This window comes from Pseudomonas sp. MF6751, assembly GCF_016613265.1.
GTDB lineage: Bacteria > Pseudomonadota > Gammaproteobacteria > Pseudomonadales > Pseudomonadaceae > Aquipseudomonas > Aquipseudomonas fluorescens_BV.
On the sequence record NZ_JAENSV010000010.1, the window covers coordinates 136,539 to 160,454 of the forward strand.

General features: G+C 61.1%; 20 protein-coding genes. 10 read left to right on the top strand and 10 right to left on the bottom strand.

Annotation, left to right across the window (positions count from 1 at the left end):
• Window positions 1-122: 122 nt before the first annotated feature.
• Together queF and copI are read right to left on the bottom strand one after the other, a co-directional pair.
• Window positions 123-953 (bottom strand): NADPH-dependent 7-cyano-7-deazaguanine reductase QueF, encoded by an 831-nt coding sequence (queF, locus tag JJD66_RS11665; RefSeq protein WP_198714787.1) that lies wholly within the window; start codon window positions 951-953, stop codon window positions 123-125.
• A gap of 66 nt (window positions 954-1,019) precedes the next feature.
• Window positions 1,020-1,541, bottom strand: a complete 522-nt coding sequence (gene copI / locus JJD66_RS11670) for a copper-resistant cuproprotein CopI (RefSeq protein ID WP_105226178.1) — start codon at window positions 1,539-1,541, stop codon at window positions 1,020-1,022.
• Window positions 1,542-1,697: 156 nt separating this feature from the next.
• On the opposite strand from copI, the gene JJD66_RS11675 reads away from it, so the two are divergent.
• Together JJD66_RS11675 and JJD66_RS11680 are read left to right on the top strand one after the other, a co-directional pair.
• Window positions 1,698-2,378: a heavy metal response regulator transcription factor gene (locus tag JJD66_RS11675; protein WP_020302902.1), complete on the top strand. Its 681-nt coding sequence runs from the start codon at window positions 1,698-1,700 to the stop codon at window positions 2,376-2,378.
• Window positions 2,375-3,721, top strand: coding sequence for a heavy metal sensor histidine kinase (locus JJD66_RS11680; RefSeq protein ID WP_200648198.1), 1,347 nt, complete (start codon window positions 2,375-2,377; stop codon window positions 3,719-3,721). The genes JJD66_RS11675 and JJD66_RS11680 overlap by 4 nt, the downstream gene beginning before the upstream one ends.
• Before the next feature lie 627 nt (window positions 3,722-4,348).
• Here JJD66_RS11680 and JJD66_RS11685 read toward each other — a convergent pair.
• From JJD66_RS11685 to JJD66_RS11695, 3 genes are read right to left on the bottom strand one after another with little or no spacing between them, the layout of a single operon-like run.
• Entirely contained in the window at window positions 4,349-5,593 is a 1,245-nt protein-coding gene (locus tag JJD66_RS11685; protein ID WP_014717521.1) for a lipoprotein-releasing ABC transporter permease subunit, read from the bottom strand.
• Between the two features lie 60 nt (window positions 5,594-5,653).
• The gene (lolD, locus tag JJD66_RS11690) at window positions 5,654-6,337 is read right to left on the bottom strand and encodes a lipoprotein-releasing ABC transporter ATP-binding protein LolD (protein WP_019818240.1); all 684 of its coding nucleotides are present in this window, start codon (window positions 6,335-6,337) and stop codon (window positions 5,654-5,656) included.
• A gap of 7 nt (window positions 6,338-6,344) precedes the next feature.
• Window positions 6,345-7,595, bottom strand: a complete 1,251-nt coding sequence (locus JJD66_RS11695) for a lipoprotein-releasing ABC transporter permease subunit (protein ID WP_034126653.1) — start codon at window positions 7,593-7,595, stop codon at window positions 6,345-6,347.
• Between the two features lie 94 nt (window positions 7,596-7,689).
• Here JJD66_RS11695 and JJD66_RS11700 point away from each other — a divergent pair, with 94 nt between their 5' ends.
• Together JJD66_RS11700 and JJD66_RS11705 are read left to right on the top strand one after the other, a co-directional pair.
• On the top strand, window positions 7,690-8,268 hold the full coding sequence (locus JJD66_RS11700) for a PilZ domain-containing protein (protein WP_054899069.1): 579 nt from the start codon (window positions 7,690-7,692) through the stop codon (window positions 8,266-8,268).
• 44 nt (window positions 8,269-8,312) lie between these two features.
• A complete protein-coding gene (locus tag JJD66_RS11705) occupies window positions 8,313-9,035 on the top strand; it encodes a glycerophosphodiester phosphodiesterase (RefSeq protein WP_014717518.1) in 723 nt (240 codons plus the stop codon).
• A 42-nt stretch (window positions 9,036-9,077) separates the two neighbouring features.
• Here the strand turns inward: JJD66_RS11705 and sthA are convergent, their stop codons facing one another.
• Complete coding sequence (sthA, locus tag JJD66_RS11710; RefSeq protein ID WP_003189670.1) at window positions 9,078-10,472, bottom strand: Si-specific NAD(P)(+) transhydrogenase; 1,395 nt, start codon at window positions 10,470-10,472, stop codon at window positions 9,078-9,080.
• 214 nt (window positions 10,473-10,686) lie between these two features.
• On the opposite strand from sthA, the gene JJD66_RS11715 reads away from it, so the two are divergent.
• Window positions 10,687-11,220, top strand: a complete 534-nt coding sequence (locus tag JJD66_RS11715) for a chalcone isomerase family protein (protein ID WP_200648199.1) — start codon at window positions 10,687-10,689, stop codon at window positions 11,218-11,220.
• Between the two features lie 171 nt (window positions 11,221-11,391).
• Here JJD66_RS11715 and JJD66_RS11720 read toward each other — a convergent pair whose 3' ends face one another.
• Window positions 11,392-12,855 carry a glyceraldehyde-3-phosphate dehydrogenase gene (locus tag JJD66_RS11720; protein WP_032873405.1) on the bottom strand — a complete coding sequence of 488 codons (1,464 nt, stop codon included), beginning with the start codon at window positions 12,853-12,855 and terminating at the stop codon, window positions 11,392-11,394.
• Between the two features lie 340 nt (window positions 12,856-13,195).
• Here JJD66_RS11720 and mfd point away from each other — a divergent pair, with 340 nt between their 5' ends.
• From mfd to JJD66_RS11735, 3 genes are read left to right on the top strand one after another with little or no spacing between them, the layout of a single operon-like run.
• Window positions 13,196-16,645, top strand: coding sequence for a transcription-repair coupling factor (gene mfd, locus JJD66_RS11725; protein WP_057975694.1), 3,450 nt, complete (start codon window positions 13,196-13,198; stop codon window positions 16,643-16,645).
• A gap of 10 nt (window positions 16,646-16,655) precedes the next feature.
• The gene (locus tag JJD66_RS11730; protein WP_200648200.1) at window positions 16,656-17,222 is read left to right on the top strand and encodes a CsiV family protein; all 567 of its coding nucleotides are present in this window, start codon (window positions 16,656-16,658) and stop codon (window positions 17,220-17,222) included.
• A gap of 9 nt (window positions 17,223-17,231) precedes the next feature.
• The gene (locus tag JJD66_RS11735; RefSeq protein ID WP_105226174.1) at window positions 17,232-19,922 is read left to right on the top strand and encodes a DEAD/DEAH box helicase; all 2,691 of its coding nucleotides are present in this window, start codon (window positions 17,232-17,234) and stop codon (window positions 19,920-19,922) included.
• 101 nt (window positions 19,923-20,023) lie between these two features.
• Here JJD66_RS11735 and nagZ read toward each other — a convergent pair whose 3' ends face one another.
• Window positions 20,024-21,034, bottom strand: a complete 1,011-nt coding sequence (gene nagZ, locus JJD66_RS11740) for a beta-N-acetylhexosaminidase (RefSeq protein ID WP_019818244.1) — start codon at window positions 21,032-21,034, stop codon at window positions 20,024-20,026.
• Window positions 21,035-21,169: 135 nt separating this feature from the next.
• A complete protein-coding gene (locus tag JJD66_RS11745) occupies window positions 21,170-21,877 on the bottom strand; it encodes a TetR/AcrR family transcriptional regulator (protein WP_034126647.1) in 708 nt (235 codons plus the stop codon).
• A gap of 263 nt (window positions 21,878-22,140) precedes the next feature.
• On the opposite strand from JJD66_RS11745, the gene lexA reads away from it, so the two are divergent.
• A complete protein-coding gene (gene lexA / locus JJD66_RS11750; protein ID WP_003172575.1) occupies window positions 22,141-22,749 on the top strand; it encodes a transcriptional repressor LexA in 609 nt (202 codons plus the stop codon).
• Between the two features lie 10 nt (window positions 22,750-22,759).
• Window positions 22,760-23,233 carry an SOS-induced cell division inhibitor SulA gene (sulA, locus tag JJD66_RS11755; RefSeq protein ID WP_005786162.1) on the top strand — a complete coding sequence of 158 codons (474 nt, stop codon included), beginning with the start codon at window positions 22,760-22,762 and terminating at the stop codon, window positions 23,231-23,233.
• Between the two features lie 37 nt (window positions 23,234-23,270).
• Here the strand turns inward: sulA and JJD66_RS11760 are convergent, their stop codons facing one another.
• The gene (locus JJD66_RS11760) at window positions 23,271-23,504 is read right to left on the bottom strand and encodes a hypothetical protein (RefSeq protein ID WP_003189656.1); all 234 of its coding nucleotides are present in this window, start codon (window positions 23,502-23,504) and stop codon (window positions 23,271-23,273) included.
• Between the last annotated feature and the right edge of the window lie 412 nt (window positions 23,505-23,916).

A 23,916-nucleotide genomic window follows, 5' to 3' on the forward strand; every position in this document is an offset into this window, starting at 1 on the left:
CAAACACAAAACCAAATGTGGGAGCTGGCTTGCCTGCGATAGCGGTGTATCAGTCACTTGATGAATGACTGAAAGATCGCAATCGCAGGCAAGCCAGCTCCCACACTTTTTTGTATGAAGGCTTACTGACGCGCTAGGCGCACGTTCAGGAACTGGGTATTTTCAGTGCTGCGGTAAGGATTGATATCCAACCCCCCCCGGCGTACATACCGTGCATACACCGTCAACTTCTCTGGCTTGAGCAAGCGCTGCAAGTCCAGGAAGATCCGCTCCACACACTGCTCATGAAAGTCCGAGTGCTGGCGAAAGCTGACGATATATTCCAGCAGGCTGGCGTGATCCAGCGCCGCACCGCGGTATTCCACCACCACGCTGCCCCAGTCAGGCTGGCTGGTCACCGGGCAATTGGATTTGAGCAGGTGGCTGTGCACGCTCTCCTCCACCACGCGCGAATCATCGCAACGCAGCAGTTCCGGGCGCGGGTGTTCGTAGCTGCTGACGTTGATATCCAGGCCGTCAATGCACACGCCCGGCAACGCCATCACGCCTTCTGCCTCGATGTCGGCCAGGCTGCGAATGCGCACGCTCACTGGCTTGCCGGCCGCAGCGCTGAGGTCGGTGCGCAAGGTGGCTTCAAGGCTTTGCGTATCGGCAAACGCGGTCTGGTTCAGCGAGTTGAGGTACAGCTTGAACGACTTGGACTCGATGATGTTCGGCGAGTCGGCCGGAATGCTGAACTCACCGATGGCCACCACCGGCTTGCCCGAGGGCAACAACCAGGACAGTTCGAAGCAGTTCCAGAAGTCCACGCCCTTGTACGGCAGGGTCTCGGCGCTCAGGCCCAGCTCGGCCCACTTGGCGGCGCGTGGAATCGGAAACAGCAACGAAGGCGTGTAGGTGCTGATGTATTCACTGGACTTGCCCAGCGGCGAATGTTCGGCTGCGGGATGCATGGCGGAAACCTGGCTAAATAAACCGCGCCAGTCTACCAGCCTTTGCTCGCGCCCTTAACAAACGCCTCACTCAACGGTCAGTTTGCCGACCATGCCCGCCTGGTAATGCCCGGGCAGGTTGCAGGCAAACTCAAGGCCTGTGGCCTGCTTGAACGTCCAGGTCAGCTCGGCCGTCTTGCCCGGCTCCACCAACACGCTGTTGGGATCGTCGTGCTTCATGCCGCCCATGTCGCCGTGGCCCATGGCGCTGTGATCCATCTTGCCCATGCCGGTGGCGGTGAGCATGCCACTGGCTTGCATCTGCAACATCTCTTTCTGGTGGGCGGCATGCATGGCCGCGTCGCCCAGGTTGAACTCATGCAGCAACTGGCCTTTGTTGACCAGCACGAAGCGCACGGTTTCACCGGCCTTGACGTCCAGGGACTTGGGCTCAAAGGCAATGTCCCGCAGCGTGACTTCAACGGTGCGCGTGGCTTTATGCGCCGGGGCCGGCTGGCCGAACGCGTAGGTGTGAGTCGCATCCGCCAGTGCATTGAAACTCAACGCCAACAGGCAGCCCGCCAATAACTGGGGTGTACGCAACGCCATCTTTCACTCTCCAAAATAGGTATCCAGCTTGGGCAACACTTTAAGATGGCCTCGCTGCCAGCCAGCTGACTGCTAGATTACAACTTTGTCAGCTTGCGCCCATACCCCGGAGCCCAGGGTATAAAGGCCGGCGTCCACCTTGACCAAGAGCCCTACATGAAACTGCTGATCGTCGAAGACCAACCCAAAACCGGTCATTACCTGCGCCAGGGCCTGGCCGAAGCGGGCTTTACCACCGAACTGGTGGCCGACGGCACCAGTGGCCAACACTTGGCACTGACGGGCGACTATGACTTGTTGATCCTCGATGTGATGCTGCCCGGCCGCGATGGCTGGCAAATCCTGCAGGCGGTGCGTAGTGCCGGCCTGGACATCCCGGTGCTGTTCCTCACCGCTCGCGATGCCGTAGAAGACCGAGTGCATGGCCTGGAGCTGGGCGCCGACGATTACCTGGTCAAACCCTTCGCGTTTTCAGAACTGCTGGCGCGGGTGCGCACCTTGTTGCGCCGTGGCAGCAGCACGCCGCAGGAGACCACGCTGCAACTGGCCGACCTGAGCCTGGACTTGATCCGCCGCCGCGTCGAGCGCAGCGGCCAGCGCATCGACCTCACCGCCAAGGAGTTCGCCCTGCTGGAGCTGCTGCTACGCCGCCAGGGCGAAGTGCTGCCCAAGACGCTGATTGCCTCCCAGGTGTGGGACATGAATTTCGACAGCGACACCAACATCATCGAAGTCGCCATTCGCCGCCTGCGCCTGAAAGTCGACGACAATTTCCCCAACAAACTGATCCACACCGTACGCGGCATGGGTTACGTGCTGGAGGAACGGTTCACGTGATCAAGCGCCTGTCCCTGACCAGCCGCCTGGCGCTGCTGTTTGCCGCCTGCACGGCGGTGGTCTCGTTGATCGCCGGGGTGTTGTTCAACCGGGCCAGCGAGGCGCACTTCATGGAGCTGGACCAGCAACAGCTCGAAAGCAAACTGGTGGCCCTGCGCAGCATCTTGCAGGGTGTCGCCTCACCGGAAGACCTCGCCCAACGAACCCCTCAACTGCGCGCCGAACTCGATCACCAGCCCGACCTCGCCTTGCGCATCACCGGAGCTGGGCAACGTTGGCTGGACGGCGCGCCACACCTTCCCTTGCCCCAAGCGCCCGGCCTGCACAGTCTGCAATACGCAGGCACCGACTACCGCGTATTCATTGCACCCTTGACGCCCAGCCAACTGGATTCGCCACAGCTGACACTGATCCTCGACATCACCCACCACCAGCACTTTCTGCAACGCATGCAGCGCTTGATCTGGCTGACCGTCGGCCTCTCGGCCCTGGCCACTGCCCTGCTCGGCGCCTGGGCTGCACGCAGTGGCTTGCGACCACTGCGGCGCATGGGCGAAGTGGCGGCCAGCGTCTCCGCCCACTCCCTGACGCAACGCTTACCCCAAGCGCAAATGCCGGTGGAGCTGGCGGAGCTCGCCCAGGCCGTCAACGCCATGCTGGCCCGCCTCGATGATGCGTTCCAGCGCCTGTCCGCCTTCAGCGCAGATATTGCCCACGAACTGCGCACGCCGCTGTCCAACCTGCTGACCCAGACCCAGGTCATCCTCACCCAGCCGCGCCCGCTGGAGGATTACCGCGAGGCGCTGCACAGCAACCTGGAAGAGCTGCAATGGATGGCGCAACTGGTCAACGACATGCTTTACCTGGCCAAAGCTGACCACGGCTTGCTGATGCCCACCCGTGAATCCCTGGACTTGGGCGATGAGGTCGACGCACTGTTGGAGTTCTTTACCCTGCTGGCGGAGGACGCACAGGTGAGGCTGGTGCGCGAAGGCAGCGCCCATAGCATGGGCGACCGCGGCATGTTGCGCCGGGCCCTGTCGAACTTGCTGGATAACGCGCTGCGCTTTACGCCACCAGGCGGTGAAGTGCGGGTGCGGATCGAGAGCGGCGTGACACTGACGGTTGAGAACAGCGGGGAAGGCATTCCTGCGCCGTTACTGCCGAGGCTGTTTGACCGTTTCTACCGAGCCGACCCGTCGAGGCGCGCAGGCAGCAGTGAACATGCGGGGCTGGGGTTGGCGATTACCCAGTCGATTGTGCGGGCGCATGGCGGGAGGATTTATTGTGAGTCGCAGGCGGGCTGGACAAGGTTTGTGATTGAGTTGCCCAAGGGAGATTGATGCAAGCTGGGCCGGCCCTATCGCAGCATAGGTATCTACACAACTTCGGCACGACGCTAAATCTGTGGCGAGGGAGCTTGCTCCCGTGACGGCCTGGCAGCCGACACAGATATAACTGATGCCCCGCGATCCAATGTGGGAGCTGGCTTGCCTGCGAAGACGGCCTGACAGTCAACACAGTTGGACCGTGTACATATCCATTCCTGCGGTAACGGCCACTTAGGGTTCCGCCCTGACGGCGGCTCACTTTGCAAAAGCGGCAAAGTAAGCAAAACGCTCTTGCCCCACCACTCGGCACCTCGCCTAGGCTCGGTGTGCCCGTAATCCGCCAGTGATTTGGGGGGCCGCCGCCACGCGCCATCCATGGCGCGGGGCGGCTAAACCGGCATCCCTGCCGGTTTACCCCCCAAATCCCTGTCGAATTCCGGCCAGCGTGGTTTAACGGGGCGCCTAAGATCAAAAGCAGATCAAGATCAAGAGCGGCTCGCTTCGCATCGTGGTTACCGTTGAGCTAACAGAGTTATGTAGATACCTATGCCTATCGCAGGCAAGCCAGCTCCCACAATTTGAGCTGTGAATACAGTCGCAATGTGGGAGCTGGCTTGCCTGCGATAGCGGTCCTAAAGGTTACGAATACCTGAGCGCATGCGCCGGCTCAATCTTCGCCGCCCGATACGCTGGGTAAATCGTCGCCAAGAAGCTCAACACAAACCCCGCCGAGCAAATCAGCAACACATCCCCACCTTGCAGCTCCGAAGGCAGGTTGCTGACAAAATACACATCCGAACTGAAGATATGCTGCCCGCTCACCCGCTCCAGCCAGCCCACCAGCTCACTCACGTTCAGCGCCGCAATCACCCCCAGCACGCCGCCGATCAAGGTGCCGACCACGCCAATCACGGTGCCCTGCACCATGAAGATCGCCATGATCTGCCGAGGTGTAGCGCCGATGGTACGCAGGATGGCGATGTCCGCGCCCTTGTCGTTCACCACCATGATCAAGGTGGCGATGATGTTGAACGCCGCCACGGCGACGATCATCAGCAACAGCAGGCCGATCATGGTCTTTTCCATTTTCATCGCGCTGAACAGGCTGCCCTGGGTGTGGGTCCAGTCATCCGGCTTATAAGCCGCGCCCAGGCTGGCGGCGATATCCGCCGAGACTTTCGGCGCTGCATACAAGTCCTTCACCGCCAGGCGCACGCTTTGCACCTGGTTGGGCTGCCAATGCTGGATTTCAGCGGCGTCGGCCATGTGGATCAGGGCCATGGAGCCATCCAGCTCGGCGCCGACCTTGAAGATGCCCACCACATTCAGGCGCTGCATGCGCGGGGTGATACCGCCCGGGGCGCTGCTGAGCTCCGGCACGATCAGGGTCAGCTTGTCGCCCACGTTCAGGCGAAAACGCCGCGCAGTGATATCACCGACCACCACCCCGAACTCGCCGGGTTTGAGGTCGTCGAGTTTGCCGCGCACGATGTGCTGGGCCACGATCGACACCTTGCCTTCCTGAGCCGGGTCGACGCCGCTGATCTCGATGGGCTGCATCGCGCCCTTATAGGAAAACATGCCATCCATCTGGGTGAAGGGCACAGCGGCGGTGACTTGCGGATTCTTCATCGCGGCGGCGGCCACCGGCTGCCAATCATCAATCGGCTTTACGCCGACGATGGTGGCGTGGGGCACCATGCCGAGGATGCGCGAGCTCATTTCACGCTGAAAGCCGTTCATTACCGAAAGCACCACGATCATCGCCAATACGCCCAGGGCGAGGCCGATCATCGAGGTCATCGAGATAAACGAGACAAAACGGTTGCGGCGCTTGGCGCGGGTATAGCGCGTGCCGATAAAAATCGATAACGGTCTGAACATTCGCGGGCACCGTTGGAAAAATGAAAAAGCCCGGCCTCAAAAAACCGGGCTTGCAACAGATCAGATAGCGACCAGATGACCTTCCTGCAAATGCAGTACGCGGTCCATCTGCCGGGCCATGCTCATGTCATGGGTCACCACCAGGAACGCGGTGCGCATCTGGGTGCTCAACTCCAGCATCAAGTCCTTGATTCCCTGCGCGGTGTGGGAGTCGAGGTTGCCGGTCGGCTCGTCGAGCATCACCAGGCCCGGGTTGTTCACCAGGGCACGAGCAATCGCCACGCGCTGGCGCTCACCACCGGACAACTCCGCTGGCTTGTGCTCCAGGCGGTGGCCGAGGCCGACGCGCTCGAGCAAGGCCGTGGCACGCTGACGCGCTTCAGGAATCGCGGTCTTGCCGATCAACAGCGGCATGCACACGTTTTCCAGGGCGGTGAATTCCGGCAGCAAGTGGTGGAACTGGTACACAAAGCCCAACGAGCGGTTGCGCAGTTGACCGCGGGCCTTTTCATTCAAGGCCGAGAGTTCTTCACCGGCCAGCCATACGCTGCCTTGGGACGGCGTATCGAGGCCGCCCAGCAGGTTGAGCAAGGTACTCTTGCCGGAACCGGAACTGCCGACGATCGCCACACGCTCGCCAGGGTGCAGTTCAAGCTGCAGGTTGGACAGCACCACCACCGACTCCGGGCCTTCCTCGTAGGATTTGCCCAGGTTGCGGCAGCTCAGGATTGCTTTTTCACTCATGCCCGATTCACTCATAACGTAATGCCTGTGCTGGCTGGGTACGTGCCGCGCGCCAGGCTGGATACAGGGTGGCAAGGAAGCTCAGGACCAACGCAGCGCCGCCCACCATCAGCACGTCCTGGGTTTGCACCTGGGACGGCAAGTAATCGATGAAGTAGACGTCGGCGTTGAGAAACTTGTGGCCGATCACCTTTTCAAGCAGGGCGATGGCGGCGCTGACGTTCAGCGCGGCCAGAATGCCCACCGCCGTGCCGATCAAGGTGCCAACCACGCCGATCACGGTGCCCTGCACCATGAAGATCGCCATGATCTGCCCCGGCGTGGCGCCCAACGTACGCAGGATGGCGATGTCGCCCTTCTTGTCGTTCACCACCATCACCAGCGTGGAGATGATGTTAAAGGCCGCCACGGCGACGATCAGCAACAACAACAGGCCGATCATGGCTTTTTCCATGCGGATAGCCTGGTATAGGTTGCCGTGGGTGCGGGTCCAGTCGCGAGCGTAATACTCGGTCTCACCCAGGTGCTGGGCAATTTCCCAGGCGCCGCGCGGCGCATCGAACAGGTCGTTGAATTTCAGGCGCAGACCCTGCACCTGGTCGGGCTGCCAGCGATGCAGGCGGGCCAGGTCGGTGAGGTTGGTCAGGCCGATGTAACCGTCGATCTCGCCAGCGCCGACGTGGAAGGTGCCCACCACGGTAAAGCGCTTCATGCGCGGGAACATGCCGGCCGGGGTCACGGTGACTTCCGGGGCGACGAAGGTCAGCTTGTCGCCAACCCCTACGCCCAGCTTGGCTGCGGCCTTGTCACCGATGACGATGCCAAAGCTGCCCGGCGACAGCTCGTCGAGCTTACCTTGCAACATGAACTTGTCGATGATCGAGACGTTGCGCTCCTGGGCCGGGTCGATGCCGTTGAGCAGGATTTTCTGCACTTTGCCGTCATTGGTCAGCAACCCCTGCATCTGGGTAAACGGCGCTACCGCCACCACCTTGGGGTTCTGCTGGACCTTGGCGGCCAGGCTTTGCCAGTCGTTGATGGGCGCATCGCCCTCGATGGTCGCGTGGGGCACCATGCCCAGCACGCGGGTGCGCATCTCATGATCGAAGCCATTCATCACCGACAGCACCACGATCATCACGACCACGCCCAGGGCGAGACCGATCATCGAGGTCAAGGAAATGAACGACACAAAATGATTGCGACGCTTTGCACGGGTATAACGCGTGCCGATAAATACGAAGAGAGGTCTGAACATGTCGGGGCTTGTTCGGAGGAAAAGAAGACGTCCCGGTGGCGGGGTCTGGTCAGCAGCTTTACACTCAGACCATTACCGTTACCTGGGGTTCGCCATGTCGACATTAGATGAAGAAGAGCGCCGCGAATACTACCGTATCGACGACATGATCGCACTTCAAATCAAACCCCTGTCGGGCCCCGACGCGGCGAGCAAGGAAGTGTTGCTGGATGATTCACCGCTGTTCAATCTGCTCAGCGAGCTGCACTTGAGCGAATTCGAAGCCCAGCACCTGCTGCGCCAGATCAGCGAGAAAGACCGCAGCCTGGCGGCCTTCCTCAAAGTGCAGAACAAACGCCTGGATCTGCTCAGCCAGGTCATGGCTCGCGGCTTGCTGAACGAGGTGGGGGCGCCGCAACCGGTGATCCTCTCCGAGGGCGGCATCGACTTCCAGCACCCGACACCGCTGGCCGCCGACACTCACCTGGCGGTCAAGCTGGTGCTGATGCCCCAGGCGCTCGGCCTGTTGCTGCGCGCGCGGGTGACCCATTGCGACCCCAAGGGCGACGGCTTTGATGTGGGCACGGAGTTCGAGTCCATGACCGACGCCCAACGCCAACTGCTGGCGCGCTATATCCTGCAGAAACAGGCCCAGGAACGCCGCCTGGCGCGAGAACAAAGCGAAGACCTCTGAATGCGTATTCACGACGCCAGCCATCCTGGCGCAAAGGAGCAACTGTGACCCTGATTTACGGCCACCGCGGTGCCAAAGGCGAAGCACCGGAAAATACCCTGACCAGTTTTCAGGAATGTCTCAAACACGGCGTACGTCGCTGCGAGCTGGACTTGCACCTGTCCATGGACGGCGAGTTGATGGTCATCCACGACCCGACCCTCAAGCGCACCACCGACCGGCGCGGCAAGGTCGTCGAGTACTCGGCGGCTGACCTGGTGAAGATGGACGCGCGCAAAGGCGGCCCAGGCTGGGTAAGCCCCTGCCCTATTCCACGCCTGGAGGAGTTGTTCGAACAGTGCGACTTCGATCACTGGCAACTGGAAGTCAAAAGCGCCTCGCGCACCCGTGCCGCCACCACTGTGCTGGCGATTCGCGAAATGGCTGTGCGCTTTGGCTTGATGGACAAGGTCACGGTCACGTCAAGCTCGCGGGAAGTGCTCAAGGCCGCCGTGGAACTCACCCCGGACCTGTCACGCGGGCTGGTCGCCGAATATGCCTGGCTCGACCCGCTGAAGGTCGCGCAGAACTACGGCTGTGAGTATTTGGCATTGAACTGGACGCTGTGCACCCCCGAGCGGCTGGAAAAAGCCCAGCGCCAGGGCTTGCATGTGTCCGTGTGGACAGTCAACGAACCTGCGCTGATGCGCAGGCTCGCCGACTTCGGCGTAGATAGCCTGATTACAGACTTTCCCGGTTTGGCCACTGCCACCCTCGAGAATTACTGAAATCGGTCTCCCCGGCCGGCTCAGGCCACCGGCCGGAGCCGCTCAAAAAAGCCGGTTGAGGCCGTCGTAGGCCGCTACCCGATAGGCTTCGGCCATGGTCGGGTAGTTGAAGGTGGTGTTGACGAAATACTTGAGGGTATTTTGCTCACCCGGCTGGTTCATGATCGCCTGGCCGATGTGCACGATCTCCGAGGCCTGGTAGCCGAAGCAATGCACGCCAAGTACTTCCAGGGTTTCGCGGTGGAACAGAATTTTCAGCATGCCTTGCGGCTCACCGGCAATCTGCGCACGCGCCATGCTCTTGAAGAACGCCTTGCCCACTTCGTAAGGCACCTTGGCCTTGGTCAGTTCGTGTTCGTTCTTGCCGATCGAGCTGATCTCTGGAATCGTGTAAATCCCGGTCGGCACGTCGTTCACGTAGCGCCAGCTGCCATTGTCGACAATGCTGCCAGCGGCCGAGCGGCCCTGGTCATGGGCGGCACTGGCCAGGCTTGGCCAGCCGATCACGTCACCGGCGCCGTAGATGTTCGGCACGCAGGTGCGGTAGTTCTCATCCACTTCGATCTGGCCACGGCTGTTGACCTTGACCCCGATGTTTTCCATGCCCAGCTTGTCGGTGTTACCGGTACGGCCGTTGCACCACAGCAAGGCGTCGGCCTTGATCTTCTTGCCGGACTTGAGGTGCAGGATCACCCCGTTGTCCAGGCCTTCGACCCGCTCGTACTCTTCGTTATGGCGCACGGTGATGTTGTTGTTGCTGAAGTGGTAGCTCAACGCCTGGGAGATTTCCGAGTCGAGGAAGCTGAGCAACTGGTCGCGGTTGTCCACCAGCTCGACCAGTACACCCAGGCCACTGAAGATCGAGGCGTATTCACAGCCGATCACGCCGGCGCCGTAGATAATCAGTTTGCGCGGGGTATGGCCCAGGCTCAGGATGGTGTCGCTATCGTAGATGCGCGGGTGGTGGAAATCGATATCCGCCGGGCGATACGGGCGCGAACCGGTGGCGATGATAATGTGCTTGGCCACCAGCTTCTCGACCACGCCGTTGGCGCAGACCACTTCGACGGTTTGCTCGTCGGCAAAACTGCCGGTGCCGAAGAACAGGTCGACGCGGTTACGGGCGTAGTAGCCGGTACGCGAGGCGACTTGCTTGGAGATGACTTTTTCAGCGCTTTTCAGTACGTCCGGGAACGAGAACCAGCGCGGCTCACCAATGGCCCGGAACATCGGATTGGTATTGAACTGCATGATCTGCCGTACCGAGTGACGCAACGCCTTGGACGGGATGGTACCCAGGTGGGTGCAGTTTCCGCCGACCTGGCGACGGCTATCGACCATCGCCACCTTGCGCCCTGCTTTGGCAGCGTTCATCGCCGCACCTTCTCCAGCTGGGCCGGAACCCAGTACCACCACGTCGTAGTTGTAGACAGCCATGCGTACTCCTCAGAACAGGCCAGGCGTACGGTTGGACGCCGGGCTAAATCATGCCGCGGCCAGCGAGCATGAAGGACAATTTGGCTCAAGTGTGTGAACCGGGGCACAGTCTATAGAAGGCCGAGCGCCGCGAACATTAACCCTTGGTCGCGTCGTAGGCCAGTGTTGCCATACTACAGGACGCACATCAGCGTCGAATTCAGGATGAGCCATTATGCGACAACTATTTTTCTGTTTGATGCTGATGGTGTCGCTCACGGCGTACGCCAACGATGCACAGCGGCTCAAGCAGGCAAGCTTCCCCGCACAGGTCGAGGGGCTGGCCCTGAAAAACCAGGCGGTGTTCAACTATCTCTGGGCGGATGTGTATGCCGCCGCGCTGTATGCACCCGCTGACCTGCCGGCAAAGCAGGCCTGGGACCAGCAGAAGGCTGTGCGCCTGGCGCTGTATTACTTTCGCGACATTGACCGCGATGATGTGATCAAGGCGGCCACCGTCACCTTGGAGCGCCAGCAAGCCAATGCCGGATTGAACCCGGAGATAGCCAAGCTGCACGCGCGCTTTCGGGATATTCGCAGCGGTGATCGCTATGCCCTGGATTTTCGTCCGGGGCGCGGGTTGAATCTGGAAATTAATGGGCAGGTGGTGTTCAGCAGCCCAGATGCTGAGTTAGCGAAGGCCTACCTGGGTATCTGGCTCGGGCCCAAAGGGCTGTCGGACAGTTTGCGCAATAGGCTATTCAAGTGATGGAGGTGTTGACCTTTCCATCGTCATCGCAGGCAAGCCCGCTCCCACAGGTAAATGCAGTTCAACTGTGGGAGCTGGCTTGCCTGCGATAAGGCCCTCCCAGACACCACAAAACCCACAGGCATAAAAAAGCCCCGAACCAGTCGGGGCTTTTTCATTCAGCGCAAAGGCTTAGCGCGGAAACGCAGGCGGGTTGACCCCAGCCATGTCTTCCATCACGCGAACCACCTGGCAGCTGTAGCCGAACTCGTTGTCGTACCACACGTACAGCACAACACGGTTGTCCTGGGTGATGGTCGCTTCGGCGTCCACCACACCAGCATGGCGCGAGCCAACGAAGTCGGTGGAGACCACTTCCTGGGAATTGACGAAGTCGATCTGCTTATGCAGGTCGGAGTGCAGCGCCATATAGCGCAGGTACTCGTTCATCTCTTCACGGGTGGCGGCTTTCTCAAGGTTGAGGTTGAGAATGGCCATCGACACGTTCGGCGTCGGTACGCGGATCGCGTTACCGGTCAGCTTGCCGGCCAGCTCAGGCAGGGCCTTGGCAGCAGCCGTGGCAGCACCGGTCTCGGTGATCACCATGTTCAACGCGGCGCTACGGCCACGGCGATCGCCCTTGTGGAAGTTGTCGATCAGGTTCTGGTCGTTGGTGTACGAGTGAACGGTTTCAACGTGGCCGTTAACGATGCCGAACTTGTCATTCACAGCCTTGAGCACCGGCACGATGGCGTTGGTGGTGCAGGAAGCGGCGGACACGATCTTGTCGTCAGCGGTGATTTCAGCGTGGTTGATGCCGTGCACGATGTTCTTGAGCTTGCCCTTGCCAGGCGCGGTCAGCACAACGCGGTCGACACCCGGGCAAGCCAGGTGCTGGCCCAGGCCCTCGGCATCACGCCATACGCCGGTGTTGTCCACCAGCAGGGCGTTCTGGATGCCGTACTGGGTGTAATCCACCTCAGTCGGGTTCTTCGCGTAGATCACCTGGATCAGGTTACCGTTGGCGGTGATGGTGTTGTTTTCTTCGTCAATGGTGATGGTGCCATTGAACGAGCCGTGTACCGAGTCGCGACGCAGCAGGCTGGCGCGCTTGGTCAGGTCGTTCTCGGCGCCTTTGCGCACCACGATGGCACGCAGGCGCAGGCCGTCGCCGCCACCGGTTTTCTCGATCAGGATGCGCGCCAGCAGGCGGCCGATACGGCCAAAGCCGTACAACACCACATCGGTGCCTTTGCGGGCGGCAGCGTTTTGCTGGCCAACCACATCGGCCATTTCTTCACGTACGAACTGCTCGGCAGTGCGGCCGGCACCTTCTTTACGGAATTTGTAGGCCAACTTGCCCAGGTCTACCGAAGCCGCGCCGAGCTTGAGCTCGCTCATGGCTTTGAGCAGTGGGAATGTTTCGTGGACGGAGAGTTCGCTGTCGTCGGCGGAGCGATGGCGCGCAAAGCGGTGCGCTTTGAGAATCGCGATGACAGACTGGTTGATCAGGCTGCGGCCATAGATCGAGCTCACCACATTGTTATTGCGGTACAGCTGACCGATAAGCGGAATCATCGCTTCAGCGAGTGCTTCACGGTCGATCCATTCACCAAGACACTGGTCGGGCTTCTGAGTCACGGGAACCTTCCACATGTAGGGGCAGAAAAAAGGGGCTACATTATGTCGCCCGACTGAGCGTTGAGCAATGCGCGAAGGGCAACAAAAAGCCCTTGCAAAAAAATACCACCGCGCTACAGCCCAGGAAACACGCGGGTTCCAGAAGGCCACTAGTTTGGCGAGCAGGCCGACTTGTCCGTAACCCTCCTAAACATTCGCGCATTTTGGCACTACATATTGAGTCAAAACCCGCCATTGTTTGTCTTAGCCACTACATTTCCTGCAAACCGTAATAGGCACAGTCAGCAACTGACAGGCGGCACCTGGGGCCGTTACAATTACCGACTTTGTCGCAACGCTTGGAGCTCAACCTTCCGTGCCCGTTCTGCGTCTACCGCTACTCCCTGCCGCGGCAGGTAAACAGCACTGGGGCAACCTGCCCGGTGCAGCCCTGAGCCTGGCCATTGCCGAGGCTGCCAGCGCAGCCAAGCGCTTTACCCTGCTGCTCACCGCCGACAGCCAAAGTGCCGAACGGTTGGAGCAGGAGCTGAGCTTCTTCGCCCCGGATTTGCCGGTGCTGCATTTTCCCGACTGGGAAACCCTGCCTTACGACCTGTTCTCGCCGCACCAGGACATCATCTCTCAGCGCATCGCCAGCCTGTACCGCTTGCCGGAACTGGCCCACGGCGTGCTGGTGGTGCCGATCACCACCGCCCTGCACCGGCTGGCACCGACCAAGTTCCTGCTCGGCAGCAGCCTGGTGCTGGACGTGGGCCAGAAGCTCGACGTCGAGCAGATGCGCACGCGCCTGGAAGCCAGCGGCTACCGCTGCGTCGACACGGTGTACGAGCACGGTGAGTTCGCGGTGCGCGGCGCCTTGATCGACCTGTTCCCGATGGGCAGCAAGTTGCCGTACCGCATCGACCTGTTCGATGACGAGATCGAGACGCTGCGTACCTTCGATCCGGAGAACCAGCGTTCCATCGACAAGGTCGACTCGATCAAGCTGCTGCCGGCGCGGGAGTTCCCGCTGCAAAAAGACGCGGTCACGCGCTTCAAGGCGCGCTTTCGCGAACGCTTCGACGTGGATTTCCGTCGCTGCCCGATCTTCCAGGACTTGAGCAGCGGGATTACACCTGCCGGTATCGAGTACTACCTGCCGTTGTTCTTCGACGAAACCTCCACCCTCTTCGACTACCTGCCCCAGGACACCCAGGTGTTCTCCCTGCCGGGTATCGAACAGGCGGCGGAAAACTTCTGGAACGATGTGCGCAACCGCTACGAAGAACGCCGCGTCGATCCATCACGGCCTTTACTGCCGCCCGCTGAACTGTTCCTGCCAGTTGAAGACTGCTTCGCGCGCCTGAAAAACTGGCCGCGTGTGGTCGCCAGCCAGCAGGACGTGGACGCCGGCAGCGGCCGCGAGCGTTTCCCGGCGAGCGCGTTGCCCGATCTGGCGATCCAGGCCAAAGCCACGCAACCGCTGGAGGCGCTGTCTAACTTCCTCGGTGACTTCCCGGGCCGCGTGCTGTTTACCGCCGAATCCGCCGGGCGTCGCGAAGTGCTGCTGGAGCTGTTGGAACGCCTGAAGCTGCGGCCAAAAACCGTCGACAGCTGGCCGGATTTTGTCGCCAGCAAAGAGCGCCTGGCAATCACCATCGCGCCGCTGGACGAAGGGCTGCAGCTGGATGACCCGGCGCTGGCCTTGATTGCCGAAAGCCCGCTGTTCGGCCAGCGCGTGATGCAGCGCAGGCGCCGGGAAAAACGCGCCGATGCCAACAACGACGCGGTGATCAAGAACCTCACCGAGCTGCGCGAAGGCGCGCCGGTGGTGCATATCGACCATGGCGTGGGCCGCTACCTGGGCCTGCAGACCCTGGAGATCGACAACCAGGCCGCCGAATTCCTCACCATGGAATACGCCGAGGGCGCCAAGCTCTACGTGCCGGTGGCCAACCTGCACCTGATCGCCCGCTACACCGGCAGCGACGACGCCTTGGCGCCGTTGCACCGACTGGGCTCCGAGACCTGGCAGAAAGCCAAGCGCAAGGCCGCCGAACAGGTGCGCGACGTGGCCGCCGAACTGCTCGACATCTATGCCCGCCGTGCTGCCCGCGAAGGTTATGCCTTCGCCGACCCGAAAGCCGACTACGCCACTTTCAGTGCCGGCTTCGCCTTCGAAGAAACCCCGGACCAGCAAACCACCATCGAAGCGGTGCGCGCCGACATGCTCGCGCCCAAGCCGATGGATCGCTTGGTGTGTGGCGACGTGGGCTTCGGCAAGACCGAAGTGGCCATGCGTGCAGCCTTTATTGCGGTGCACGGCGGTCGCCAGGTGGCGATCCTGGTGCCAACCACCCTGCTCGCCCAGCAGCACTACAACAGCTTCCGCGACCGCTTTGCCGACTGGCCGGTGACCGTGGAGGTGATGAGCCGCTTCAAGTCCGCCAAGGAAGTGAATGCCGCCGTCGCCGATCTGGCCGAGGGCAAGATCGACATCGTCATCGGTACTCACAAGCTGCTGTCGGACGATGTGAAGATCAAAAACCTGGGCCTGGTGATCATCGACGAAGAACACCGCTTTGGTGTGCGCCAGAAAGAACAGCTCAAGGCCCTGCGCAGTGAAGTCGACATTCTCACCCTCACCGCCACGCCGATTCCGCGCACGCTGAACATGGCGGTGTCGGGTATGCGCGACCTGTCGATCATCGCCACGCCACCGGCGCGTCGCCTGTCGGTGCGCACCTTCGTGATGGAGCAGAACAAGAGCACGGTCAAGGAAGCCCTGCTGCGCGAACTGCTGCGCGGCGGCCAGGTGTATTACCTGCACAACGATGTGAAAACCATCGAGAAATGCGCCGCCGACCTCGCCGAACTGGTACCTGAGGCCCGTATCGCCATCGGCCACGGACAGATGCGCGAGCGCGAACTCGAACAGGTGATGAGCGACTTCTACCACAAGCGCTTCAACGTGCTGATCGCCTCGACCATCATCGAGACCGGCATCGACGTGCCGAGCGCCAACACCATCATCATCGAGCGTGCCGACAAGTTCGGCCTGGCGCAGCTGCACCAATTGCGCGGGCGCGTCGGGCGCAGTCACCACCAGGCCTATGCCTATCTGCTCACACCGCCGCGCCAGCAGATCACTTCTGATGCGGAAAAACGCCTGGAAGCGATCGCCAATACCCAGGACCTCGGCGCCGGCTTTGTATTGGCCACCAATGACCTGGAAATCCGGGGTGCCGGTGAATTGCTCGGCGACGGCCAGAGCGGGCAGATCCAGGCGGTGGGTTTCACGCTGTATATGGAGATGCTTGAACGCGCGGTAAAAGCCATCCGCAAAGGCGAACAACCGAACCTCGACCAACCCTTGGGCGGCGGCCCGGAGATCAACCTGCGCTTGCCGGCGTTGATTCCCGAAGACTACCTGCCGGATGTGCATGCACGGTTGATCCTGTACAAGCGCATTGCCTCGGCGGCCGACGAAGAAGGCCTCAAGGACTTGCAGGTAGAGATGATCGACCGTTTCGGCCTGCTGCCGGAACCGACCAAGAACCTGGTGCGCCTGACCCTGCTCAAGTTGCAGGCCGAGCAGTTGGGCATCAAGAAAGTCGACGCCGGGCCCCAAGGCGGGCGTATCGAATTCGAAGCGCAGACGCCGGTCGACCCGTTGGTGCTGATCAAGCTGATCCAGGGCCAGCCCAACCGCTACAAGTTCGAAGGGGCTACGCTGTTCAAGTTCATGGTGCCGATGGAACGTGCCGAAGAACGCTTCAACACCTTGGAGGCGCTGTTTGAACGCCTCATTCCGAAATCCGTTTAAGGACGCCCCCATGCGCGTGTTCCGCATTTTGAGCCTGTTGTTGGTGGTACTCGCACCTTCGGCCTTTGCCGACAGCCTGTATCAGGTGGAAATGATCCTGGTGCGCCAGAATGCAGAACCGGTGATCAACAGCCGCGCCGCGCCGGAAAACTGGGATGCCGGAGCGCCGCGCCTGGGTGAGCGGATGAGCCCGCCGCGCCTGGGCAATATCGTCGACAAGCTGCGCGCCGACGCCAACTACACGGTGCTCGCCCACAAGGCCTGGGAACAGAACCTGGGCGAGCAACCGGTGAAGGTGGCGATCACCGACGGCCAGGAGCAATTCGGCCAGTTCCCTATCGAAGGGGTGTTGAGCCTGCAACTGGGGCGCTTTACCGATATCGACGCGGATTTCTGGATCAACCAGTTCGACAGCAACGGCAGCGTAATCGCCAGCGAACACTTGAGCCAGAAAGACGTGCGCACCAAGAACAACCAGCTCAACTACCTGGACGGCGGCCACCTGGCGCTGCTGATCAAGATCACCTCGCTGACCGCCAAGCCACCCAGTGCACCACCGCCCGACCTTCAGGACTGATTGCGCGCCATGCCCCTGACGTCGTCGTTGACCAAACCCCTGGCCCCTTCGTGGGCCAATCGCTTCAAAGAGCAAAGCCTCGAGCGCGGGCGACGCTACGCCCTGGAGAACCGCGTGCGCATCGTCGAGTGCGGCGACAGCACCATCACCGCCAGTTGCGAAGGCTCGGGCGGTAATGTATACCGCCAGACCATCTCACTGCGCGAATCGGCCAAGGGCCTGCTGATCCTGGTGGACAGCCGCTGCACGTGCCCGGTGCACACCAACTGCAAACACATCGCGGCGGTGCTGCTCAAGGTTCAGGAAACCCTGGCCTACCCGGCAGCGGCCCAGGATGCGCAACTGCTGGAAAAACTCCAGGCCGTGCTCGATAACCGCGTGGTCCTGCCGCAGGTGGTGATGGACGACGTGCAGCCGGTGCCACGCCTGTGGCTGGCCAGCGTGGAATTCAGCGCGTTCGAGCCGCGCAACGGCAAGATGCAGCGCTATATCCAGCACCGTGCGGCGCTGTCGTTCAACTACCTGGGCAACTATGTCAGCGGGCAAAAAAATGCCGACATCATTGTGCGCCAGGAGACGCAGAGCCTGCGGATCAAGCGCCAACCCGAGCAAGAGCAGGCCTATCGCGAACACCTGCGCCTGCTTGGCTTCAAGATCGCCACGCGCCAGAGCAAGGCCCTGCCGGAAAGCGCCGGCGAGCTGTTCGAGATGGTCAATGACAGTGCCTGGCTGAACTTCACCCTCAATGTGTCGCCCACTTTGCGTGCCGAGGGTTGGGAACTGCAGATCGATGAAGACTTCGGCTTTGACCTCAGCCCCGTTGATGACTGGTATGCCACGGTCGATGAAGGGCCGGAACGCGATTGGTTCGACCTGGAGCTGGGCATCATCGTCAACGGCGAACGCTTGAGCCTGCTGCCGATCCTGCTAAACCTGATGCGCTCTCACACCGAGATCCTCAACCCGGAGAAACTGGCGCGGCGCCGCGATGAAGAGCTGATCCTGGTGAACATCCCCGGCCTGCCCAACGGCCACGGCCCGCTGCAAGTGGCGCTGCCCTACGGCCGCTTGAAGCCGGTACTGGCGACCCTCGGCGAGTTCTACCTGCAGGAAGCCGGCACCACCGCGCTGCGCTTGGCCAAGGCCGACGCCATACGCCTCAACCCGCTGGAAGACCTGCCTCTGCAATGGGAAGGCGGCGAGAAGATCCGCAACTTCGCCCAGCGTCTGCGCGATATCAAGGATTTCACCTGCGTGGCGCCCGAAGGTCTGAATGCGACCTTGCGCCCCTACCAGCTGGAAGGTCTGAGCTGGATGCAGTCGCTGCGCCAACTCGAGGTGGGCGGGATACTCGCGGATGACATGGGGCTGGGCAAAACCTTGCAGACCCTGGCGCACATCCTTACCGAAAAAAACGCAGGGCGCCTTGATCGGCCCTGCATGGTCGTGATGCCCACCAGCCTGATCCCGAACTGGCTGGATGAAGCCGCGCACTTCACCCCGCAACTGAGAGTGCAGGCACTTTATGGCGCAGGACGTAAGAAACACTTCGCCAACCTGCAGGACTACGACCTGCTGCTGACCACCTACGCCCTGCTGCCCAAGGACATTGAACAGCTCGCCGCCCTACCCTTGCACGTCTTGATCCTGGATGAAGCGCAGTACATCAAGAACCCGTCCAGCAAGGCGGCCCAGGCCGCACGAGAGCTGAATGCCCGCCAGCGCCTGTGCCTGAGCGGCACGCCTTTGGAAAACCACTTGGGCGAACTGTGGTCGCTGTTTCACTTCCTGCTGCCGGGCTGGCTGGGCGACGTGAAGAGCTTCAACCGTGATTACCGCGTGCCGATTGAAAAACGTGCCAGCGAGGTGCGATTGCAGCACCTCAACGGTCGGATCAAACCCTTCCTGCTACGCCGCACCAAGGAACAAGTGGCAACCGAACTGCCACCCAAGACCGAAATCATCCACTGGGTCGACCTCAACGAGGCCCAGCGCGACGTGTACGAAACCATGCGCCTGGCCATGGATAAAAAGGTCCGCGACGAGATCACCCGCAAGGGCGTGGCCCGCAGCCAGATCATCATCCTCGAAGCCCTGCTCAAACTGCGCCAGGTGTGCTGCGACTTGCGCCTGGTCAACGACGCCACCCTACCCGCCCGCGGCAGCAGCTCGGGCAAGCTCGACAGCCTGATGGACATGCTCGACGAGCTGTTTGCCGAAGGTCGCCGGATCCTGCTGTTCTCGCAGTTCACCTCGATGCTGAGCCTGATCGAGGCCGAACTGAAAAAGCGCGGCATCGCCTACGCCCTGCTGACTGGCCAGACCCGGGATCGACGTACACCGGTGAAGGATTTCCAGAGCGGTAAGTTGCAGATCTTTTTGATCAGCCTGAAGGCCGGCGGCGTGGGCCTGAACCTGACCGAAGCCGACACGGTTATCCACTATGACCCCTGGTGGAACCCGGCCACGGAAAACCAGGCCACCGACCGTGCGTACCGCATCGGGCAGGAAAAGCCGGTGTTCGTGTACAAGATGATTGCCCGGGGCACGGTGGAGGAGAAAATTCAGCACTTGCAAAAGGAGAAGTCCGATCTGGCTGCGGGCGTGCTGGATGGGCGAACCACGGGGGATTGGCAGTTGGGCAATGACGAGATTGAAGCGTTGTTTGCGCCGTTGCCCAACAAGCAAGAGAAGCGCTGACTGTTAGGCCGCCTTCGCGAGCAAGCCAACTCCCACACCTGAATGTATTCACAAATCAAAATGTGGGAGCTGGCTTGCCTGCGATGGCCGCGCTTCGGTTTTCAGTCGATCAACTGCGCATCACGCAACGCAGTAAGCGCTGTCAGCCAACGCGGGTCCTGCTTATAGTCCGTCGAGGCAACCGCCTGCCCACGCATACGCGCAATCCGCGCCGACGGCGTGACCTTCATCCGCTGCGCCGCACTCAGCGCCAGCTCGGCCGCCGCACGGTCATTGCACACCAAGCCCATGTCACAACCGGCGGTCAGCGCCGCTTCGATACGGCTGGCCGCATCGCCGACCACATGGGCGCCAGCCATGGACAGGTCATCGCTGAAGATCACCCCGTCGAACTGCAATTCACCGCGCAGGATGTCCTGCAACCAGCGACGCGAAAAACCAGCAGGCTGGGCATCGACCTGCGGGTAGATGACGTGCGCCGGCATCACGGCGGCCAATTGCTTGCTCAGGCGTGCGAAAGGCACCAGGTCGTTGGCGCGAATCTGTTCCAGGCTGCGCTCGTCATTGGGAATGGCGACGTGGGAATCAGCCTCGGCCCAACCATGGCCAGGGAAGTGCTTGCCGGTGGCGGCCATGCCGGCGCTGTTCATGCCACGGATAAATGCACCCGCGAGCACGGCAGCACGCTCGGGGTCGCCTTCGAAAGCACGGGTACCGACCACGGCGCTGCGTTGGTAGTCGAGGTCCAGCACGGGGGCAAAACTCAGGTCCAGGCCCACCGCCAGCACCTCGGTGGCCATGATCCAGCCGCACTGCTCAGCCAGGTATTCAGCGTTGGGGTTATCCGCCAGCGCACGCATGGCCGGCAGGCGTACGAAGCCTTGGCGCAGACGCTGTACGCGACCGCCTTCCTGGTCCACAGCCAGCAGCAGGTCCGGGCGCACTGCGCGAATGGCTGCGCTCAATTCGCGAACCTGGCGTGGGTGCTCGATATTGCGCGCAAATATGATCAGGCCGCCCACTTCCGGTTGGCGCAACAGATGACGATCCTCGGCCGTGAGCCAGGTACCGGCGACGTCGACCATCAAAGAACCTTGCAGGGCAGCGGTCATAAACCTTCCTTAAATAACGCACACAACCCGTGGTCCCTGCCAGGCACGGCAAGGACGACGGGTTGCGAATAGATAGCTGAAATCGGCATGGCGGCTAGCTTAGCGGATGCAAGCGGCCGCGCCCACCCGCAACGATCAAACCTTGGCGGCGACCGGTACGGTTTTGCTGCGTGGGCGCAACTGAGCGGTGGCCATGGCCGGGTCGGTGACGCCGGTTTCGGCGCGCATGCCAGCGGCGAGGAACGGCACCATCAGGCGCATGACTTGCTCGATGGACGTGTTCACACCGAAATCGGTCTCGGCAATTGCCCGCAGCGCCTTGATACCCGACATGCTGAAAGCTGCGGCACCGAGCATGAAATGCACACGCCAGAACAGTTCGATAGGCGGAATACGCGGGGCCGCTTCGTTGACCAGCAGCATATAGCGGCGGAACACCTTGCCGTACATGTCTTCCAGGTAACGGCGCAGGTGGCCCTGGCTCTGGCTGAACGCCAGGCCAAGCAGGCGCATGAAGATCGATAAGTCGTTGCCGCTGCGGGGCTGCACGACCAACGCTTGTTCCACGAGGATTTCCAGCAGCTCTTCCAGGCTGGGCTTGTGATCGGCCTTGGCCTGGCGGCGTTCCAGCTCACGGTCGAGGCTTGCGCAGAACGGGCCCAGAAAGCGTGAGAACACCGCCTGGATCAGGGCCTTTTTCGAGCCGAAGTGGTAATTCACGGCGGCCAGGTTGACCCCAGCCTTGCTGGTGATCAGACGCAATGAAGTTTCAGCAAATCCTTTTTCCGCGAACAATTGCTCGGCAGCATCGAGAATGCGTTCAACGGTTTCCGACTGGGCCATGGCTACTCCGCCTGACAAACACTTGTTTGAAACATACGTTTCAGAGTGTGTCTTGTCAAGCCTGCGGGTCCGCTTTGCGGCTGGTCGGTCATCTGTTTCACCGCTATTTAATCATATCCTCGCAGCTCTGTAGGCAGCGCCGCTTTTGCTCTGTAGGACGGCTGACGGATGACCGTCCAGCGGAGCCGCCAAAAAGGATGATTGCCAAGCGCAGTTCACTGTATATAATCCCAGTCACTGTATAAAAAGACAGAGCGATCAACATGCTAAAACTGACGCCACGCCAAGCTGAGATTCTGGCTTTTATCAAGCGCTGCCTTGATGACAATGGTTACCCCCCTACCCGTGCGGAGATTGCCCTGGAATTGGGGTTCAAGTCCCCGAACGCCGCCGAGGAACACCTCAAGGCCCTCGCTCGCAAAGGTGCGATCGAGATGACCCCGGGTGCTTCGCGGGGTATTCGCATCCCCGGCTTCGAAGCCAAGGCAGACGAGTCGACACTACCGATCATCGGTCGCGTCGCCGCAGGTGCGCCGATCCTGGCGCAGCAGCACGTCGAGGAATCCTGCAACATCAACCCGACCTTCTTCCATCCGCGTGCCGACTACCTGTTGCGTGTGCACGGCATGAGCATGAAGGACGTGGGCATCTTCGACGGCGACCTGCTGGCCGTGCATACCACCCGCGAAGCCCGCAATGGCCAGATCGTCGTTGCCCGTATCGGCGACGAGGTCACGGTCAAACGCTTCAAGCGCGAAGGCAGCAAGGTCTGGCTCCTGGCCGAAAACCCTGAGTTTGCCCCGATCGAAGTCAACCTGAAAGACCAGGACCTGGTGATCGAAGGCTTGAGTGTCGGCGTCATTCGCCGTTAAAGGAGGCATCATGCAGCTCGTGCACACCCCACAACACACACAACTGTCGCTGTTCGAGGCCTTCATGGCCCAGCCCCTCGCGCCAATCCTCAAGGAAACGGTCGAAGCCCCCTGGGGCGGCGAACCTGAGGCGTTCAGTGAATTGTCGTTGCGCGGTGCGGCTGAGAGCTGCCTGAACCTGCTGGCACCTATCCTGCGCGAATTGAGCGAAGATCAGGACGCCCGCTGGCTGACATTGATCGCCCCGCCCGCCAGCCTCACCCAGGCCTGGCTGCGGGACGCCGGGCTCAACCGCGAGCGTATCCTGTTGCTGCAACCACGCGGTGCACAAAGTGCCCAGCAACTAACCTGCGAAGCCTTGCGCCTGGGCCGTAGCCATACGGTGGTGAGCTGGTTGAACCCGCTGAATGCCAGCGCCAAGCAGCAACTGATCAGCGCTGCGCGTACGGGTGATGCACAGAGTTTGAATATTCGATTGGGGTAATGATGGGCGCGCCACAGAAGCAGCCTTCACGAAGGACTCAGTGAAGAACGCGCGGCCCTTCTTCTTTCTCTGGCTCGCCTTCGGCAAGGCGACCTGCCATCTGCACGCCCACGCTCAACATGGCTTTAGCCACTTCGACGTGCTGGCCTTGTAGGAAGACCTTGGCGTCTTCGGAGAAATCCAGAATAACCAGAGAACCCTCGTCCTCCGCCCGGCGCAGTTCGATTCGGCCGTCAGGCAGTTCAACAATTTCCAGAAAGGACGTTGGCATAAAAGTCTGTTCTCCACGAAAGGCCTGGGATTATATCAGTCATCCACCCAGCCTCGCAGGGGATATGGACAGGTTTGTTGACGGCTTGATGAATGGTGCCCTGTCAAAACGCTAATCAATGTGGGAGCTGGCTTGCCTGCGATGGCGGTGGGTCAGTTATCTCAGGGCTTTTCTGACTCGCCTCTATCGCAGCATGGGCATTCGCAAGCTGTAGCAGCCAACGGTAACCACGATGCGAAGCGAGCCGCTCTTGATCTTGATCTACTTGTGATCTTGATCTGGCTTTTGATCTCAGGCGCCCCGTTAAACCACGCTGGCCGAACGCAGGCTTGAATTCGTGGGTAACCCGGCAGGACGCCGGGTTAGCCGCCCCGCGCCATGGATGGCGCGTGGCGGCGGCCCACGGATTCAA